General features: G+C 72.3%; 19 protein-coding genes. 10 read left to right on the top strand and 9 right to left on the bottom strand.

Annotation, left to right across the window (positions count from 1 at the left end; translation table 11 throughout):
- The first annotated feature begins 133 nt into the window (after positions 1-133).
- Genes ACF08N_RS10635 through ACF08N_RS10620 form a run of 4 tightly spaced genes read left to right on the top strand, consistent with a single transcriptional unit; the run spans position 134 to position 3,495 of the window.
- On the top strand, positions 134-934 hold the full coding sequence (locus ACF08N_RS10635; protein ID WP_392324224.1) for an ABC transporter permease: 801 nt from the start codon (positions 134-136) through the stop codon (positions 932-934).
- Positions 840-1,730: an ABC transporter permease gene (locus ACF08N_RS10630; protein WP_392324223.1), complete on the top strand. Its 891-nt coding sequence runs from the start codon at positions 840-842 to the stop codon at positions 1,728-1,730. Before ACF08N_RS10635 ends, ACF08N_RS10630 begins: the two co-directional genes overlap by 95 nt.
- A gap of 15 nt (positions 1,731-1,745) precedes the next feature.
- Positions 1,746-2,702: an ATP-binding cassette domain-containing protein gene (locus tag ACF08N_RS10625; RefSeq protein WP_392324222.1), complete on the top strand. Its 957-nt coding sequence runs from the start codon at positions 1,746-1,748 to the stop codon at positions 2,700-2,702.
- 34 nt (positions 2,703-2,736) lie between these two features.
- Entirely contained in the window at positions 2,737-3,495 is a 759-nt protein-coding gene (locus tag ACF08N_RS10620; protein WP_392324332.1) for a DUF1707 domain-containing protein, read from the top strand.
- 286 nt (positions 3,496-3,781) lie between these two features.
- Here the strand turns inward: ACF08N_RS10620 and ACF08N_RS10615 are convergent, their stop codons facing one another.
- Positions 3,782-5,029, bottom strand: coding sequence for an SGNH/GDSL hydrolase family protein (locus tag ACF08N_RS10615; RefSeq protein ID WP_392324221.1), 1,248 nt, complete (start codon positions 5,027-5,029; stop codon positions 3,782-3,784).
- 102 nt (positions 5,030-5,131) lie between these two features.
- Between ACF08N_RS10615 and ACF08N_RS10610 the strand changes: the two genes are divergently transcribed.
- From ACF08N_RS10610 to ACF08N_RS10600, 3 genes are all read left to right on the top strand, one after another.
- A complete protein-coding gene (locus ACF08N_RS10610) occupies positions 5,132-6,715 on the top strand; it encodes a DUF445 domain-containing protein (RefSeq protein ID WP_392324220.1) in 1,584 nt (527 codons plus the stop codon).
- A 126-nt stretch (positions 6,716-6,841) separates the two neighbouring features.
- The gene (locus tag ACF08N_RS10605; protein WP_392324219.1) at positions 6,842-7,696 is read left to right on the top strand and encodes a helix-turn-helix transcriptional regulator; all 855 of its coding nucleotides are present in this window, start codon (positions 6,842-6,844) and stop codon (positions 7,694-7,696) included.
- A gap of 113 nt (positions 7,697-7,809) precedes the next feature.
- On the top strand, positions 7,810-8,577 hold the full coding sequence (locus ACF08N_RS10600; RefSeq protein WP_392324218.1) for an SDR family NAD(P)-dependent oxidoreductase: 768 nt from the start codon (positions 7,810-7,812) through the stop codon (positions 8,575-8,577).
- Positions 8,578-8,749: 172 nt separating this feature from the next.
- On the opposite strand, the gene ACF08N_RS10595 is transcribed toward ACF08N_RS10600, so the two are convergent.
- Both ACF08N_RS10595 and ACF08N_RS10590 read right to left on the bottom strand, forming a co-directional pair.
- Complete coding sequence (locus tag ACF08N_RS10595; protein ID WP_392324217.1) at positions 8,750-9,052, bottom strand: hypothetical protein; 303 nt, start codon at positions 9,050-9,052, stop codon at positions 8,750-8,752.
- Positions 9,053-9,147: 95 nt separating this feature from the next.
- The gene (locus tag ACF08N_RS10590; protein ID WP_392324216.1) at positions 9,148-10,095 is read right to left on the bottom strand and encodes a CHRD domain-containing protein; all 948 of its coding nucleotides are present in this window, start codon (positions 10,093-10,095) and stop codon (positions 9,148-9,150) included.
- A gap of 183 nt (positions 10,096-10,278) precedes the next feature.
- On the opposite strand from ACF08N_RS10590, the gene ACF08N_RS10585 reads away from it, so the two are divergent.
- The gene (locus ACF08N_RS10585) at positions 10,279-10,899 is read left to right on the top strand and encodes a hypothetical protein (RefSeq protein WP_392324215.1); all 621 of its coding nucleotides are present in this window, start codon (positions 10,279-10,281) and stop codon (positions 10,897-10,899) included.
- Between the two features lie 20 nt (positions 10,900-10,919).
- On the opposite strand, the gene ACF08N_RS10580 is transcribed toward ACF08N_RS10585, so the two are convergent.
- The 6 genes from ACF08N_RS10580 to ACF08N_RS10555 form a co-directional block, all read right to left on the bottom strand.
- Positions 10,920-11,036: an excalibur calcium-binding domain-containing protein gene (locus ACF08N_RS10580; RefSeq protein WP_392324331.1), complete on the bottom strand. Its 117-nt coding sequence runs from the start codon at positions 11,034-11,036 to the stop codon at positions 10,920-10,922.
- 169 nt (positions 11,037-11,205) lie between these two features.
- The gene (locus ACF08N_RS10575; RefSeq protein WP_392324214.1) at positions 11,206-11,616 is read right to left on the bottom strand and encodes a hypothetical protein; all 411 of its coding nucleotides are present in this window, start codon (positions 11,614-11,616) and stop codon (positions 11,206-11,208) included.
- An 81-nt stretch (positions 11,617-11,697) separates the two neighbouring features.
- The gene (locus ACF08N_RS10570; protein WP_392324213.1) at positions 11,698-12,903 is read right to left on the bottom strand and encodes an NAD(P)/FAD-dependent oxidoreductase; all 1,206 of its coding nucleotides are present in this window, start codon (positions 12,901-12,903) and stop codon (positions 11,698-11,700) included.
- A gap of 118 nt (positions 12,904-13,021) precedes the next feature.
- Entirely contained in the window at positions 13,022-13,798 is a 777-nt protein-coding gene (locus ACF08N_RS10565) for an amino acid ABC transporter ATP-binding protein (protein WP_392324212.1), read from the bottom strand.
- A complete protein-coding gene (locus ACF08N_RS10560) occupies positions 13,795-14,778 on the bottom strand; it encodes an amino acid ABC transporter permease (RefSeq protein WP_392324211.1) in 984 nt (327 codons plus the stop codon). Before ACF08N_RS10560 ends, ACF08N_RS10565 begins: the two co-directional genes overlap by 4 nt.
- Complete coding sequence (locus ACF08N_RS10555; protein ID WP_392324210.1) at positions 14,775-15,731, bottom strand: ABC transporter substrate-binding protein; 957 nt, start codon at positions 15,729-15,731, stop codon at positions 14,775-14,777. Before ACF08N_RS10555 ends, ACF08N_RS10560 begins: the two co-directional genes overlap by 4 nt.
- 273 nt (positions 15,732-16,004) lie before the next feature.
- Here ACF08N_RS10555 and ACF08N_RS10550 point away from each other — a divergent pair, with 273 nt between their 5' ends.
- Positions 16,005-16,943, top strand: coding sequence for a LysR family transcriptional regulator (locus tag ACF08N_RS10550; protein WP_392324209.1), 939 nt, complete (start codon positions 16,005-16,007; stop codon positions 16,941-16,943).
- A gap of 67 nt (positions 16,944-17,010) precedes the next feature.
- Positions 17,011-17,358: a VOC family protein gene (locus ACF08N_RS10545; RefSeq protein ID WP_392324208.1), complete on the top strand. Its 348-nt coding sequence runs from the start codon at positions 17,011-17,013 to the stop codon at positions 17,356-17,358.
- The last annotated feature ends 15 nt before the right edge of the window (positions 17,359-17,373 follow it).

Here is a 17,373-nt window from a genome sequence, read left to right as displayed (position 1 = left end):
TGTCCTCATATCCCTTGCATCCCGGTACTTCCGGCCGGAAATGCGCTCGCGGGCCGCGGCCGGGCTCCGCTAGGGTCGTGCGCTTTGGTGTCCGGCCGGGCCGGACGCATCGCCCGCGTGGGAAGGAGCTGTTGTGCGGCTGTACGCGGTCGTCGCGGCGGGTGGGTTCCGGCGCTATGCGACGTACCGGGTGGCGACGGTGGCGGGGGTGTTCACCAATACGGTCTTCGGCTTCATCGTGGCGTACACCTATATCGCCCTGTGGGACGAGCGACCGCAGCTCGGCGGATACGACCTCTCCCAGGCCCTCACCTATGTGTGGCTGGGTCAGGCGCTGCTGATGACGTGCGCCATGATGGGCGGCGGTTTCGAGGACGAGCTGATCGAACGGATCCGCACCGGGGACATCGCCGTCGATCTCTACCGCCCCGCCGACCTCCAACTGTGGTGGCTGGCGGGCGATGTGGGCCGGGCCGCCTTCCACCTGCTGGGACGCGGCATCGTGCCGATGGTGCTCGGCTCGCTCGCCTTCGACCTGGTGATGCCCGCCTCCCCGCTGACCTGGCTGGCCTTCCTCCTCGCCGTCGCGCTCGGCGTGATCGTGAGCTTCGCGGTGCGCTTCCTCGTGGCGCTGTCCGCCTTCTGGCTGATGGACGGGGCCGGGGTCATGCAGATCTGCTGGCTGGCGACGCTCTTCTTCTCCGGCATGCTGTTGCCGCTCAACCTCTTCCCGGGTGTCCTCGGCGAGGTGGCGCGCGCCCTGCCCTGGTCGTCGCTGCTCCAGGTCCCCGCCGACGTCTTCCTCGGCAGGCGCACCGGCTGGGACCTGATGGGCGCCTATGCCTTCCAGGCCGGCTGGGCCCTCGTGCTGCTCGCCGCCGGACGCCTGCTGCAGTCGGTCGCGACACGACGGGTGGTGGTCCAGGGTGGCTGAGGCGCTGCGGGCGTACGGGCTGATCGTGGCCATGTGGGTCCGCTCCACGATGGCGTACCGGGCGTCGTTCGCGATGACCACGTTCGGCAACTTCGCCGCCACCGGCTTCGACTTCGTGACGATCCTGCTGATGTTCTCGCACGTCGACGCGCTCGGCGGCTACTCGCTGCCCGAGGTCGCCTTCCTGTACGGGACCACCAGCACGGCCTTCGGCCTCGCCGACCTCGTCATGGGATCCATGGACCGGCTGGGCCGGCGCGTGCGCGACGGCACACTGGACACCCTCCTCGTGCGGCCCGTCCCCGTCCTCGCCCAGGTCGCGGCCGACCGGTTCGCGCTGCGCAGGCTCGGCCGCATCACGCAGGGGTTGCTGGTGCTCTGCTACGGACTCGCGTCCCTCGATGTCGAGTGGACGGCCCTGAAGGTGGCGATGGTGCCGCTGATGGTGCTCAGCGGCGGGGCGATCTTCGCGTCCGTGTTCGTGGCGGGCGGGGCGTTCCAGTTTCTCGCGCAGGACGCCTCCGAGGTGCAGAACTCCTTCACGTACGGCGGGAACACCCTGCTCCAGTACCCGCCGTCGATCTTCGCGAAGGACCTGGTGCGCGGCGTGACGTTCGTCGTGCCGCTGGCCTTCGTCAACTGGGTGCCGTCGCTGTACGTGCTGGGCCGCGAGGACCCGCTCGGACTGCCGGACTGGCTGGCGTTCCTGCCGCCCGTGGTCGCCGCCGGATGCTGCGGGCTCGCGGCACTGGCCTGGCGGACGGGCCTTCGTTCGTACCGCAGCACGGGAAACTGAGGGGCTGGTCAGGTCATGGATTTCATCGAACTCGACGGGGTCGAGAAGGTCTTCGACGTACGCCGCAAGGTCGGGCGGCTGCGCCGCGAGCGGCATCAGGTGCGGGCCGTGGACGGCATCAGCTTCACCGTGCCGCGCGGCGAGATGGTCGGCTACATCGGCCCGAACGGCGCCGGGAAGTCCACCACCATCAAGATGCTGACCGGGATCCTCACCCCGAGCGGCGGCCGCCTGCGGGTCGCCGGCATCGACCCCTCGCGCGAACGCACCCGGCTGGCGCAGCGGATCGGCGTGGTGTTCGGGCAGCGCACCACCCTGTGGTGGGACCTCCCGCTGCGCGACTCGTACCGGCTGGTGCACCGCATGTACCGCGTCCCGGACGCCGTCTTCCGCGAGAACCTGGACCGCTGCGTCGAACTGCTCGACCTGGGCGAGCTGTTGGACGTGCCGGTGCGTCAGCTGTCCCTCGGCCAGCGGATGCGGGGCGACATCGCGGCCGCCCTGCTGCACGACCCCGAAGTGCTCTACCTGGACGAGCCGACCATCGGCCTCGACGTCGTCTCCAAGGCGAAGGTGCGTCAGTTCCTGCGCGACCTGAACGCCGAGCGCGGTACGACGGTGCTGCTCACCACGCACGACCTCACCGACATCGAGCAGCTGTGCAAGCGCGTCATGGTCATCGACCACGGAAAACTGATGTACGACGGGGCGCTCGCCGGACTGCACGAGGTGGGGGAGAGCGAGCGGACGCTGGTCGTCGACCTGGAGCGGGAGATCCCGCCCATCGACCTGGACGCGGCGCGGACGGTGAAGGTGGACGGCCCCCGGCAGTGGCTGGCGTTCCCCGCGTCGATGTCGGCCGCGCCTCTCGTCGCCGCACTCGCGGAGCGCTATCCGCTGGTCGACCTGTCGGTACGGGAGCCGGACATCGAAGCCGTGATCGCGAAGATGTACGCGGACCGATCCGCTTGACTAGTCTGGCGATATGACGAGAGATCTCCCCGAGATGCGTGCGTCCGACTCCGAACGCGAGCGGGTGGCCGAGCGGCTGCGCGACGCCGTGGCCGAGGGACGGCTCGACATGGAGGAGTTCGAGCAGCGCCTCGAAGCCGCGTACACCGCGCGGACCCACGGGGAGTTGGTGCCGCTCGTGCAGGACCTGCCGGCCGCGGGGACGGTCGCGCCGGTCGACGCGGCCGCTCCCGCCCCCGTCTCCGGCGCCTGGGCCGAGCGCATCGGCAGGCCGGCGACCTCGAAGGGGGCGTTCGCCTTCTGGGGAGGGTTCGGGCGCAGGGGGACCTGGACGATCGGGCGGCGGTTCACCGCGTTCACCCTGATGGGCGGCGGCGAACTCGATCTGCGGGAGGCCCGGTTCGAGGACCGCGAGACCGTGATCACGTGCTTCGCGATCATGGGTGGCGTGCAGGTCGTCGTCCCGCCCGACCTGAACGTCGAGGTCAAGGGCATCGGCCTGCTCGGCGGCTTCGGCGAGCAGGGCAGCGTCGACGGCGCACCGGACCCGTCCGCACCGCGCGTGATAGTCAAGGGCCTGGCCCTGTTGGGCGGCGTCGGGGTGGAGCGCAAGCGCACCAAGGCGGAGAAGCAGCGCCTGAAGGCGGAACGGGCCGAGCGGGCGCGGCTGGAGAAGGAGGCGAAGAGCCGCCGCCACCTGGGCCACGGCGGCGACGGAAGCCACGGGGGCCATGGAGGCCACGAGGACGGCGGCACCACCGCTTACGACGCCGGCCCGGGGTCGGGCGACTGACGTCGCCCGGGGGGCCTGCGCGGGGCGCGGGTCCGCGGAGCCATGGTGCCCGCGCGGGGCGCGTGGTGTCTGTGCGGCGACGGGTGTCCCGCGCGGGTGGTGGAGGCCGCGCGGGGCGACGGTGTCCGCGCGGGCCGACGGTGTCCCTGCGGGGCAGGTGTCCGCGCGGGGCGACGGTGTCCCTGCGGGGCAGGTGTCCGCGCGGGGCGACGGTCTCCGCACGCGGCAGGTGTTCGCGCCGGTCAGCGGTCTTCGGGCGGGCCGGCGTCCGGATTCCGCGTACGGGTCACAGCGCCTTGGTGTCCACCGACGCGCCCATCCGCGCGTAGCCCGCGTCGCTCGGGTGCAGGTGGTCCCCGGAGTCGTACACCGGGCTGAGCCGGTGGGGCGCGTACGGATCGCGCAGGGCCCGGTCGAAGTCGACGACCGCGTCGAAGATCCCGCCCGAGCGGATCGCCGCGTTCACCCTGACGCGCTCGGTCTCCGCGGCGGGGGTGCAGCGCGGGTGGCCGCCGCACGGCAGCAGCGTCGTGCCGATCACCCGCAGCCCGTGCGCGTGGGCGCGGCGGGTCAGGTCGGTCAGGCCGGTGACGACGCCGTCGCCGGTGGTGGCGTACGGCGCGCGCAGCACGTCGTTGATGCCGATGGCGACGATCACGGTCCGGGCGCCGGAGCGTGAGAGCACGTCGCGGTCGAGGCGGTCGAGTGTGCTCGGGCCGCGGTCGTGGCTGAGGAGCCGGTTGCCGCTGATGCCCTCGTTCAGCACCCCGTACCGGCCGGCCAGCCGGTCGGCGAGGACGTCGGGCCAGCGGCGGTTGGTGTCCGGCGTCGACGACACCCCGTCGGTGATCGAGTCCCCGACGGCGACGACCGCGCCGCGTGCCTGCGAGGTGAGGACGTCGACGGCGGTGACGTGGTGCCAGGCGCGGGTCTCCATGGTGTACGCGTCCCCGGCCTCCTCCCGCGTGTGGTCCCCGTCGGCGAGGTAGGACGTCTGGCGGGCGTGGGGGTGCGAGGTCACGGGGCCGCCCGGAGCGGACGTGTGGACGGTGACCAGGAGATCGCTGTCGTACGGGATGCGGAGGACGACCGGGTCGCTGACCAGCTGCCCGCCGGGGGCGACGGTGGCGCCCGGCGCCCGGTCGAAGGTGACGGGCCGCAGCGTGCCCCGCACGGCGTCCGGTCCGTCGTCTCCCGCGCGCACGGCGAGGGAGACGCCGGATATGCGCAGCGGCAGGGTGCCGAAGAGGTTGGAGACGGTGACGCGGGCGGCGGTGCCGCCGATACTGGTGTGCACGACGTTGCGTACGGAACGGCCGTCCCGGCCGCTGGGAATCCCGGGGGCGGTGACGAGGGGCGCGACGCCGACGGGCGCGGCCGACCAGGTGCCGATCCACACGGGGGCGGCCGCCGCGGGTGTGCGAACGGGCGGCTTGTCCTTGACGGCGCCGACACCGAGATAGATACCGCCGCAGATCAGGACAACTGCGGCCATGAGGGCAGCGAGACCCGCATACCCCTGACGCTTGCTCATGGACACATCATCGGGCATGCCCTGGGAACTCGACGTGCCGCCCAGGAGTACACGAGGTAGGGACAATGCGTACGGTACGCATGCGCGGACGGGTGGAGCGGGATGGAACGCACAGAACCGGATGAGCCGGACCTGCCCTCGGAGGCGGCCGGCCCCGAGCGCACGGGCGGGGCCGGTGGCTCGGGTGGTGCCGGTGGCTTGGGTGGGGCTGGGCGCCCGGCGGTCACGGACGGCGTGACGGTCACGGAGGCCACCGGGTCCGCCGGGTCCGCCGGGTCCGCCGGGTCCGCCGGGTCCGCCGGGTCCGCCGGGTCCACCGAGGCCACGGAGACCGTGGACGCCACGAAGACCGCTGAGGCCACCGAGGCCGCAGTCAGGGAAGGCGTCGCCCGCGGGCGTGCCCGGCCAGGCGTCGGGCTGCCCGGCTTCGCGTACACCGCCGCCGACGAGGAGAAGCGGCGGGGCGTGCGGCGCATGAAGACCACCGCCACCGGCCTGCTCCTCCTCGTCGCGCTGATCTTCGTGCTCGCCACCTGGGCGAAGAACGCGGGACTCGGCCCCTGGGCCGGATACGTCGCCGCCGCCGCCGAGGCCGGCATGGTCGGCGCGCTCGCCGACTGGTTCGCCGTCACCGCGCTCTTCCGCCACCCCCTCGGACTCCCCATCCCGCACACCGCGATCATCCCGAACAAGAAGGACCAGCTCGGCACCTCCCTCGGGGCCTTCGTCGGCGAGAACTTCCTCTCCGAGGGCGTCGTACGCGCCCGCCTGCACGCCCTCGGCATCGGCGGCCGCCTCGGCACCTGGCTCGCCGAGCCCGCCCACGCCGACCGCGTCACCGCCGAACTGTCCACCGCCCTGCGCGGTGCGCTGACCGTCCTGCGCGACTCCGACGTCCAGGCGGTCGTCGGTGAGGCCATCACCCGCCGCGCGGAGGCCGCCGAGATCGCGCCCGGTATCGGCAAGACGCTCCAGAAGGTCGTGGCCGACGGCGCCCACCACCGGGCCGTCGACCTGATCCTCGCCCGCGCCCACGACTGGCTGATCATCCACGGGGACTCGGTCATGGACGCGGTCGAGGGGGGCGCCCCCGGCTGGACGCCCCGGTTCGTGGACCGGAAGGTCGGCGAGCGCGTCTACCGGGAGCTGCTGCGCTTCGTCACCGAGACGCGCGACATGCCGGCCCACCCCGCGCGCGGCGCGATCGACCGCTTCCTCGGGGACTTCGCGGCCGACCTCCAGTCGGACACCGAGACCCGCGAGCGCGTCGAGCGGATGAAGTCGGACATGCTGTCGCGCTCGGAGGTGCAGGACGTGATCGCGTCGGCCTGGGCCGCCGTGCGCGGCATGATCATCTCCGCGGCGGAGGACGAGCGCAGCGAGCTGCGGCTGCGCGCCCGCGCCTCGCTGCTGTCGCTGGGCGCGCGGCTGGCGACGGACAGCAGGCTGCAGGCGAAGGTGGAGGGCTGGGTCGAGGACGCGGCGGTGTACGTGGTGACGACGTACCGCACCGAGATCACGTCACTGATCTCGGAGACGGTCGCGAGCTGGGACGCGGAGCACACCTCGCGCAAGATCGAGGCGCACATCGGCCGCGACCTGCAGTTCATCAGGATCAACGGCACGGTGGTCGGCGCACTCGCCGGTCTGCTGATCTACACCGTCGCGCACGCGCTGGGTGCGTGAGCGGCAGGGCCGGCTGCGCTCGCCGGCCGTACCCGTGGAACGGGCGCACCCCGCACACCGGGCGCACCCGCGCAACGGCCGCGCCCGCGCAATGGGCCCGCCCGGCGCGGCACCTAGCATGAACCGGTGGACATTTCCCGGCTTCCCGCAGACGCCCGGCAGCGGCGCCGTGCCGAGATGCGCGAGTTCCTGCGGTCGCGGCGGGCCCGGCTGACGCCGGCGGACGTGGGCATGCCCCCCGGCACCGGACGCCGTACGCCGGGGCTGCGGCGGGAGGAAGTGGCCGTGCTCGCCGGGGTGGGTGTGTCCTGGTACACGTGGCTCGAGCAGGGGCGCGACATCAATGTGTCCGCGGACGTCCTGGACGCCGTCGCGCGCGTGCTGCGGCTCGAACCCGCCGAGCGCGAGCACCTGTACCTGCTCGCCGGCCTCAACCCCCCGCAGTCGCCTCCGGCGGCCCTCCCCGTCCCGGAACCGTTGCGGCGCCTGATCGACGGCTGGCTGCCCCGGCCCGCGTACGTCATCGACCGGCACTGGAACGTCGTGGTGGTCAACCGTGCCGCGCGGCTGGTGTTCCAGTGCAACGAGCACGACCACAACTGCCTGGTCAGCTTCTTCACCAACGACCGCTACCGGGCCGCGCTCGCGGACTGGCGGGATGCCGCGCGCGAGATCGTCGGCCAGTTCCGGGCGGACGCGGCCCGCTACCCGGACGACCCGCAGTTCGGGCGCCTGGCCTCCGACATGTGCGCCGCCAGCCCCGCCTTCGCCGAGATCTGGGCGGAACTGCCCGTGGGCAGCTCCACACACGGCACCAAAGCGCTGGAGATCCCCGGTGTCGGGACGCTGACGTTCGAGTCCACGGCGCTGCCCCTGCCGGAACTGCCGGGACACCGCCTGCTCCTGCACAGCCCCGCTCCGGGCACGGGAACGGCTGCCCGGCTCGCATCGCTGCTGGCGGCGGAGCCCGCGGTGGCCTGAGCCGGGCAGAGGCCCGGCGGATCGGGCCCCTCGCCGGTCCCGAGGGTGGTGGTGCCGGACCCAGGTTCGACCGACACTGCCGGGCCGGCGTCCACCGCCCGAGGATCGTCCTCATGAAGCGATTCACGAACAAGACGGCCCTGATCACCGGCGGTACCAGCGGCATCGGGTTCTCGACCGCGCGCAGACTGCTCGACGAAGGCGCGTACGTCGTGATCACCGGCCGCGACAAGGCGCGCCTCGACGCGGCGGCCGAGCGCCTGGACGCCGGCTCCGAGCGGGTGCTCGCCGTCCGCGCGGACGTCGCGGTCCAGGCCGACCTCGACCTGTTGGTCCAGCGGATCGGCGAGTGGCGCGGCACTCTCGACGTCCTCTTCGCCAACGCGGGCGTGGCGGTCTTCCAGCCGGTCGACGAGGTGACCGAGGCGGACTTCGACCACACCGTCGACATCAACTTCAAGGGCGTGTTCTTCACGATCACCACGGCACTGCCGCTGATGCGCGAAGGCGGCGCCATCGTCGTCAACGCCTCCTGGACCCTCCACAGCGGCCTCGCCGTCGCATCCGTCTACGCCGCGGGTAAGGCCGCCGTGCACAACCTGGCCCGCACGTTCGGCACGGACCTCGCACCGCGCGGCATCCGCGTCAACTCTGTGAGCCCCGGCTACATCGAGACGGAGATGTACCGGACCGCCATCACCGATCCCGGCGCGGAGGCCCGCATCACGTCGGAAGTGCCCCTCGGCACGCTCGGCCATCCGGACGAGGTCGCCGCGGCCGTCGCGTTCCTGGCCTCCGACGAGGCGTCGTACATCACCGGGCAGGACCTCGTCGTCGACGGGGGCCTGGTGGGGGCGGCGCCCGCCGGACTGCAGGGCTGAGACGTCCTGGCGTCGCCTGCGGACGATGCTCCGGCGTGCGTGCGCCGGGCGCGTGACCGGTCCCTGCCGACGGTCACGCGCCCGGCGCCTCCAGGGGAGGTGTCATGGAATACGTACGGCGGGCCGGAAGTGTTCAGCGCCCGCGCGGAGGCTCCCGGTGGGCTCCGCCCGCTCAGTGGCTTCGGCGCGTGACCGCCACGGAGGCCAGGGCGATACCGGCCGCCACGGTGAGGACGGCCGGCCAGGCGCCCACCTTCTTGGCCAGGGGATGCGACCCGGCGAAGGCGGCGACGTACGCGGCGCTGAGCCCCGCGGCGGCCTTCGGCCCGGCATCCTGATGCCACTGGCGCGCGGCGACGGCGCCGGCCGCGGCGAGCGCGACCCCGCCGAGGGGACGCCTCTTCGTGAAGCGGGCGACGGAGTACCCGCCCACGAGTCCGCCTGCCGCCACCGCTGCCGCAGGAACCTTGGCCATGGTGCTGCCGCCTTTCACTGGCTCTCTCACTGGTCTCTCGAACGCTGATGCGCCGAGCCTGGCACGCCGCGCTCGGCGGCCCGTGCCCGCGCCCCTCAGTGGAACAGCTGGCCGCGCACCGCGCCGTCCGGGAACTTCTTGGTGTGGATGTTCGAGTAGAACGCCCACGGGTTGTGCCGTATCTCGTGCAGCAGCCCCTTGTGCTGGTCCTCCAGCCGCCCCGAGACGGCGAACAGCCCCTCGGGCACGGGCTTGTTGAGCAGCCCCAGCACCACGTCCCCGTTCTTGCCGAATCCGCCCTTGTGGATGTGGGCGGCCTGGGGCGCCTGGATGTTGACCCAGGCGAGGGAGAAGTCGACGTTGCGGCCGGCGGGGTGCAGGAAGGTCACCGCGTAGCCGTCGTCGTCGCCCACCTTGTGCGGGTCGGTGACCGGGACCTCCTGCGCGCCGCTCTGCAACGCCCGCAGCTTGCCGCCCTTGATGATGTGGAGCGGGTTGATGTTCTTCTTCAGGCGTTTCAGCTGCCCCCGTACGGCTCCGCCGGGGAACTCCTTGCTGTGCAGATTCAGGTAGAACCCCGACGGATGCTCGCGGATGCTGTCGGCCAGCTCGGCGTCGGTGAGAACCGTGTGCCCGGCCGCCGAGTGGACGGTGTCGGGCATCTCGGTGCCGAACAGCGGGACCTTCACGTCGCCGTTCTGCCCGGCGGCGCCCTGGTGGATGTGCCCCTGGCTCGGCACGAACCCCTTCCACTGCATCGCGAAGACGACCCGGTCGCCCTTCACCTTGACGAGGGCGACGGCCTTGCCGTCGGGGTCGTTCACGGCGGGCCCGCCCTTCTCGGCGACCTCGTGCGCACCGGTGAGGACGGCGGCGAAGGTGACGGCGCGGCCGTGGGCCGGTTTCGTGAACGTCACCGCGTCCTCCTTCGCCGTACCGCCCCCTCCTCCGTGGCTGCCGTGCGCGGAGGCGGGAACGGCGCCCGCCACGGCGGAGAGCACCAGGGCGGCGGCGGCCGAGACGGAGACGTGACGCTTGTGCATGGCGGATGAACCTCCCGTTGGGGGCCGGCCCGGTCGTGGCCGGTCGGCGTCAAGTACGGGCTTCTCCGGCGCCACGTTCAACGCAAGCCGCCGCCGGTCCGGTTGAACAGCCGGTCAGTCGAGCCCGTACATCCGGCCGTACGTTGTCCTTCCCGCCGACCCGGAATCCGAGGGGATCTCACCATGCGCGGCACCCGCACAACAGCCCGGACCAGGACCCTGCTCGCGGCCCCGCTGATCGCGCTGGCGCTGCTCGCGGTGACGTCGTGCGAGGACTCCGGCGGCTCGGGGTCGGGCTCGGGATACGGCGCGGGGCCGGCGTCCCCGAGCGCCGAGCAGCGCCCGCCGGAGCAGCCACCCGCCGACGCCCCTGCCGACGCGGCCCCCGATGCGGCCGACCCCGGCTCCGCGCCCGATCCCGCCCCCGCCCCCGCCTCCGTCACCGTCACGACGGCCGATTCCGACCTCGGCACGATCCTCGTCGACGGCAGCGGCCGTACGCTCTACGGCTTCACCAAGGACAAGCCGGGGCAGGCGACCTGCGACGCCGACTGCATCGCGGTCTGGCCCGCCCTCATCTCTTCCCAGGACGTCACCGCCACCGGCGCCGCGGACCCCGCGCTCCTGAAGGAGACGAAGCTGAGCGTGGGCGCGGAGCAGGCGGTGTACGGGGACTGGCCGCTGTACTACTACGTGGGCGACGTGACGCCGGGCGACGTCAACGGCCAGGGCCTGGACGGCGAGTGGTTCGTGATCGCGGCGGACGGGAAGCTGATCAGGACGGAGGCGGAGACGGTGGTCTGAGCCCGGCCCGCGCCGCCTCGTCACTCACAGGCGACGCCGTCGCCGTCCCGGTCCAGGTGGCGTCCGTATCCGGGATCGCCTTCGTGAACCGGTGCGGCCCCCGCCGCTCGCGCGGCAGCACAGTTCGCGTACGACACCTTCGGTGCGGCAGGTGCCTTGGTCGGCGTCGGCTTCGGCGTGGGGGTGGGGGTGGGGGTGGGCTTCGCCACGGTGATCCGTACGACGGCGGTCCCGTCCTGGTCGCCCTCCCGCAGGTCTCCGTCCGCGGTCGTCCCGTGAGGCGGCGCCCCCCGCCGCCTCACGGGCCTACGCCCCACGCCGAAGCGTCGGCGCGCCGAGCCGCGCCTCCACCCGGTCGCGGAGCAGCTCGTACTCCCCTGCCCGCCGCAGCGGCCGCCCCACCGGCCGCGGGACGGTCCGCCGGCCGGTCACCGTCTGGCCGTCCCGGAACTGGTCGCGGGTGAGGTCGATTTCCACGCCGCTCGGCAGCACGTTCCACCAGTGGTAGCCGTGCTGCTCACCGCCGAGCCACACCTCCCCGACGGCGAGGTCGCCACCGAACAGGTCGTGCACGACCAGCGCGGTGATGTCGCAGTGCCCCCACGCCGGGTTGTCCTCGGTCCAGGCGGCGCGCGCCACGTCGTCCGGCGAGCACGTGTCGGCGGCCCAACTGGCCCGCAGGGCCGCCTCGATGCCGGTGAGCGTCCGGGTGTCCATGTCCACCAGCATGTCGTGGCCCACTGACAACGGCCCGGCCCTGCGGGCGCCGCCGGATGCGCCACCCCCGAGCGTTCCCGCTCACGCCGCCGTGATCGCCGCCGCGCCGCTCATGACCTGCACGCTCTCGTCGAGTACGTCCGTGGCGGGGATGCGGTCCGGACGGTAGTCCGCGAGTTCCTCGCAGGGGCGGCCGCCCAGAAGCTCCTGCGCGGCGAGCAGGCCGAGCGCCGGAGCCAGCGTGACACCGCTGTGCGTGACGACCGTGTACAGACCGGGAGTTGCCGCCGCGCAGCCGACCAGGGGCAGCCCGTCTGCGGGCACCGGACGCACTCCGAGCCGTACGCCTGCCATCCCCGCACCGCGCAGCGGCGTGAACACCTCCCGGCCCAGGCGGTGCAGTTCCTGCTCCAGCGCCGGGTCGGCCTGCCGCGCCCCATCCGCCGAGCCCTTCGCACCGGCCGCGCCCTCGGCGTCCGGCGGCAGCATGGCGTCCACGGGCCACGAGATCGACACGACCCGCCCGTCGGGCGCCGGCCGCAGGTCGACACCCGGCGTGGCCAGGATCGCGCCGAGCCGCTCCTGTTCCGGCAGCCGCGTGCTCTCGCCGACGAGCCCGGGCACCCGGTTCAGCGGCAGCGACGTTCCTGCCAGCGCGGCGATGCGCCCCGCGTCCGGCCCTGCGCAGTTGACCACCCAGTCCGCCTCGAACCGGCGGCCCTCCGCCACCACGCCGGTGATGCGCTCGCCCGTGCGCAGCAACTCCGTGACGCGCAGCCCGAAGCGGATGTCGGCGCCGCCCAGCGCCGCCCGGTCGAGCAGCCGCCGGGTGAACAGCGGGGCGTCGTACCAGCACGCGTGCTCGTGGACGACGAGCTCGTCGGCCCGGCAGGCGTCCGTGGAGACGCCCGGTGCCAGGTCGGCCAGCTCGGAGGGGTGGGCGGAGCGGCAGGCGTGGCCCCAGCCCCGCAGCCGCTCGGCCCGCTCGCGGATGACGCGCTGCTCCTGGTCGGTGTGGCCCCACTGCACGAGCGGCGCATCGTGGCGCCAGTCGGCGCCGCCCAGTTCCTCGCCGAGCCGCTGGTGCAGCTCGGCGCCCCGCCGGTTCAACGCGTAGTAGCTGAACGGCGTCTTGAGGTGGGTGACATCGATGGAGAAGGTGGCGCTGGACGTCCCGGCGGCCGGGCCGCCGGCTTCGATGACGGTGACGTCGGCACCGGCTCGGGCCAGATGGTGCGCCACGGAGGCGCCGAGCACGCCGGCTCCGACGACGAGGACACGAGGCATGGGAAGTCTTTCCTTTGCGGTACGGAAGGAAGGGGGCCGCCGGGAAGGGGCGATGCCGGTGGGCCGGTACCGGAGGAGCCGGCACCGGAAGAGCCGGCCGGGGAAGGCGCGTTACCGGTCAGCGCACCTTGCCGAGAAACGCCTGCGTACGTGCGTGACGCGGAGAGCCCAGCACCTCGGCCGGGTCCCCCGACTCGACGACGACACCGCCGTCCATGAACACGAGCGAGTCGCCCACCTCGCGGGCGAACCCCATCTCATGAGTGACGACGATCATCGTCATGCCGTCCTCGGCGAGTCCGCGCATCACGTCGAGCACCTCGCCCACCAGCTCGGGGTCCAGCGCGGAGGTCGGCTCGTCGAACAGCATCAGATCGGGTCGCATCGCCAACGCCCGGGCGATCGCCACCCGTTGCTGCTGACCACCCGAAAGCTGCGACGGGTAGGAGCCGCCACGGTCGGCCAGGCCGACCCGGGCGAGCAGGGCCTGCGCACGCTCCCGGGCCTCCGCTCTGGACTCCTTCCCGACCTGGACCGGGGCCTCCATGACGTTCTCCAGCGCCGTCATGTGCGGGAAGAGGTTGAATCGCTGGAAGACCATGCCGATGCCACGCCGCTGCCGGGCGATCGCCGCGTCGGTGAGCTCGTGGACGCGGCCGTCGCGCTCCTCGTAGCCGATGAGCTGGTCGCGCACGTACAGCCGTCCCGCGTCGATGGTCTCCAGGTGGTTGATGCACCGCAGGAACGTCGACTTGCCGGACCCGGACGGGCCGACGAGGCACATCACCTCGCCCGCCGCGACGGTCAGATCGATGCCCTTGAGCACCTCCGTCCGGCCGAAACTCTTGTGGACGCCCTCGGCGCGCACCACGGGCGATGCGGTGGTCGTCGTCATCGGTCCTCCTGGGGCGCGGGCTTCGGGCGTACGGGCTCCTGATCGGCGGGCCGGCGAGCGGCGAGGGCTGTGCGTACGCGCTGCAGCGGCGTGGGCGGCAGATCGCGGCTCGCGCCGCGTCCGTAACGGCGTTCCAGGTAGTACTGGCCGACGCTGAGCACCGAGACGGCCAGCAGGTACCAGGCGCAGGCCACCGTCAGCAGCGGGATCTGCTGGAAGTTGCGCGAGTAGATGGCCTGGATGGAGGTGAGCAGTTCGGGCACGGCGATCACGGAGACCAGCGACGTGGTCTTGAGCATGGAGATCACCTGGTTGCCCGTGGGCGGGATGATGATGCGCAGCGCCTGCGGCAGCACGATGCGCCGCAGGGTCTGGCGGCGCGTCATGCCGAGCGCGTGCGCCGCCTCCGTCTGCCCCTCGTCCACGGAGGCGATGCCGGAACGGACGATCTCCGCCATGTACGCGGCCTCGTGCAGGCCCAGACCGAGCAGCGCGGCCGACGTCTGGGTCACCAGCTGGTTCGTGTCGAACTCGACGAAGGTCGGCCCCCACGGCACTCCGAGCCCGACCTCCGGCACGATCGCGGCGAGGAAGTACCAGAACAGCAGCTGCACCAGGAGAGGTGTGCCGCGGAACGCCCAGACGTAGACCCAGCTCAGCCGCGACAGCAGCGGGTTGGCGGACCGGCGCATCACGGCCAGGACGACACCGCCGACGACACCGATCGCCATGGCGGCCGCCGTCAGCCAGAGCGTCGTGGCCAGGCCCTCCAGGACGACGGGGGCGAAGAGATGGTCGCCCACCGTCGCCCACTGCATCCGGTCGTTCGAGGCCCACCCTTCGAGGAGGAAGACCACGAGGAACACGAGCGCCGCGGAGGCGAACCAGCGACCCGGCCGGCGCACCGGCACTGCGTCGATCTCCCTGCGGCCCGTGCTCGTCTTGATCACGTGGGCGGTGCGGAGCGTGGACTCGCTCATGCCGCGGCGCCGCCGTTCACCGTGACCTTGTCGAGGGCGCCGGACTCGACGTCCCAGCGCTTGAGGATCTCGCCGTACGTCCCGTTGTCGATGAGCTTCTGCAGCGCCTGCCGCACGGCGTCGACCAGGTCCTTGTCCTGCTTGTTCACCAGGATTCCGTACGGCAGGAATCGGTACGGCTCGCCGACCTGGCGCAGCTGGCCGCCCGACTGCCCGGCCTGGTAGGCGACGGTGGGCGTGCCGCCGACGAAGGCGTCGGCACGGCCGGTGGACAGCGCCTGGAAGCAGCCGACGGAGTCGGGGAAGACCAGTGCCTTCGCGGCGGGCTTGCCCGCGGCCTCGCACTTCTTCGCCTGCGCCTCGATGTCCTCGACCTGGGCGGTGCCGTTCTCGACGGCCGCCGTCCTGCCGCACAGATCGTCCAGGGAGCCGATCGACTCCGCGTTCTTCTGCTGCACCAGGATGGCGCTGCTGGTCCGGAAGTAGTCGACGAACGTGACGTGCTGCCGGCGTTCCGGCTTGTCGAGCATCGCCTGGATGGCGAGGTCGTAGCGGCGCGACTGGACGCCGCCGATGATGCTGTCGAAGCTCGCCTTGGAGAACGTCACCTCGACGCCGAGCACCTGCCCGATCGCCCTCATGAGCTCCGGCTCCATGCCGACCAGCGTCTTGTTGTCCTGACCGAGGGACACCAGAGGCGGATAGTCGTCGCCCTCCGCCACGATCAGCTCGCCGGAGTCCCGCACCTTCTTCGGCAGCAGCGCCGCAAGCTTCGGGTCCTTCTCCTGCGCGGCGGCCTGGCCGGATTCCGCTGCGGATCCGGGCCCCGTCCCACCCGCCGACGGCGTGCCGCCGCACGCCGCCAGCAGCGGGAGAAGTCCGGCCAGCGCCACGCCGACAGCGGTGGCGCGCCTCGTCCGGCGGGCTCGGGACCTCGGGAGCCGTATGTCCATGGCAGTGCCTTTCGCTGGTCGGTCGGCCACATCGTGGCCGGTTCCTGCCGCTCGATGCCGCTCAATCTGCGACAGTCGAACCGGCGGCACAAGATGAATCAGAATGAACGTTGCCGCACACATCGTTCAGCTGACCTGTTGCTCGACCGCACCGGCACACCCCCGCCCCACCTGTGAAACAGTCCGTCGAGCAGCTGACACGCCCGGGCAGCAGGGAACTTCGTCGAGCGCGACCTCTGGCGGCGTCGTCGGAGCCGTTGTTAAGTTCGGCTGATGCTGACCCCGACGCAGTTGCAGGCCATCCGCGATGTGGTGGCCACCGGTTCGCTGCGCACCGCCGCCCGCCGCCTCGGCTACTCCCCGTCCGCCGTCTCCCAGCAGATAGCGTCGGTGGAACGGGCCCTCGGCGTGCCGCTCTTCGAACGCTCGCCGCGCAGCGTCAGGCCGACCGCCGCCGGCGCCCAACTCGCCCGCCGGGCGGCACGGCTGCTCGCCGACCTGGAGGCGGCCGAGGACGAGATGCGGTCCTTCGCGGCGGCCGAACGCGGGCGACTGCACGTCGGCAGCTTCTGGTCGGCCGGCTTCCGCCTGATGCCGGCCGTCCTCACCGAGTTCCTGAGCGACCGCCCGCACGTCGATGTCCGCTACGAGGAGGGCGACCCGCCCGTCACCCTGCCCGCCGTCGCGGAGGGCAGGCTCGACCTCGCCGTGATCTTCGAATACGGGACGGTGCCCCGCAACGACCCGTCCGACCTGGAGCGGACTCTGATCCTGGAGGAGCCGCTGTACGTCCTCGTGCCCAAGAGGCACCGGCTGGCCCGCCGCAAGCGCATCCAGGTCAGCGACCTCTCGGCGGAGCGCTGGATCTGCTACCGCGAGGACACGGACGCGGCCCGCTCCCTCTTCCACATCTGCGCGGCGGGCGGCTTCCGCCCGGAGGTCATCTTCCGCACGAACGACTACAACCTCCCCTTCGAGCTCGTACGCAACGGGCTCGGTGTCGCCATCGTGCCGGAACTGGCCCTGAGCAAGTCGGATGACGTCCACCTGATCCGCCTCGCCAACCCGACGCACGTACGCCGGGTGTTCGCGGTCCGCCGGTCGGGGGACCCGAACCCGTTCCTGGACCAGGCGGTCGAGGTGCTGCGCGCGGCGGCGGCGGCGATCGACGAGGAGTTGTCGGAGGCGGGGGATCTGCCGACGGCGGTGTGAGCGCTTCGGCCCTGAGATGCTGGGGGAGCGTCGGAGGCAGGTTCCCCCTTTTGGCCAGGAGTCGTCGATGACAGTGCGCCGGATCATGCCCATCGTCCAGTCGGATGCGTTGGAGGAGAGCAGTGCGTTCTACGGCCTGCTGGGCCTTAAGGAGGTGATGAACCACGGCTGGATCTTGACGCTCGCGTCCCCGTCCCACCCGTCGGCCCAGGTCAGCTTCACCCCCGGCGACCGCACCGCGCCGGTCACCCCGGACATGAGCATCGAGGTGGACGACGTGGACACGGCGTACGAGACGATGCGGGCGCGCGGGGCGGAGATCGTGTACCCGCTGAGCGACGAGGAGTGGGGCGTACGCCGATTCTTCGTACGGGACCCGAACGGGCGGGTGGTCAACGTGCTGAGCCACAGCTGAGCCGGCGCTGCGAGA

It is taken from the genome of Streptomyces sp. NPDC015127 (genome assembly GCF_043080095.1).
GTDB lineage: Bacteria > Actinomycetota > Actinomycetes > Streptomycetales > Streptomycetaceae > Streptomyces.
The sequence above is the reverse complement of the archived record's forward strand: the minus strand, read 5'-3'. Positions and strand labels throughout refer to the sequence as shown.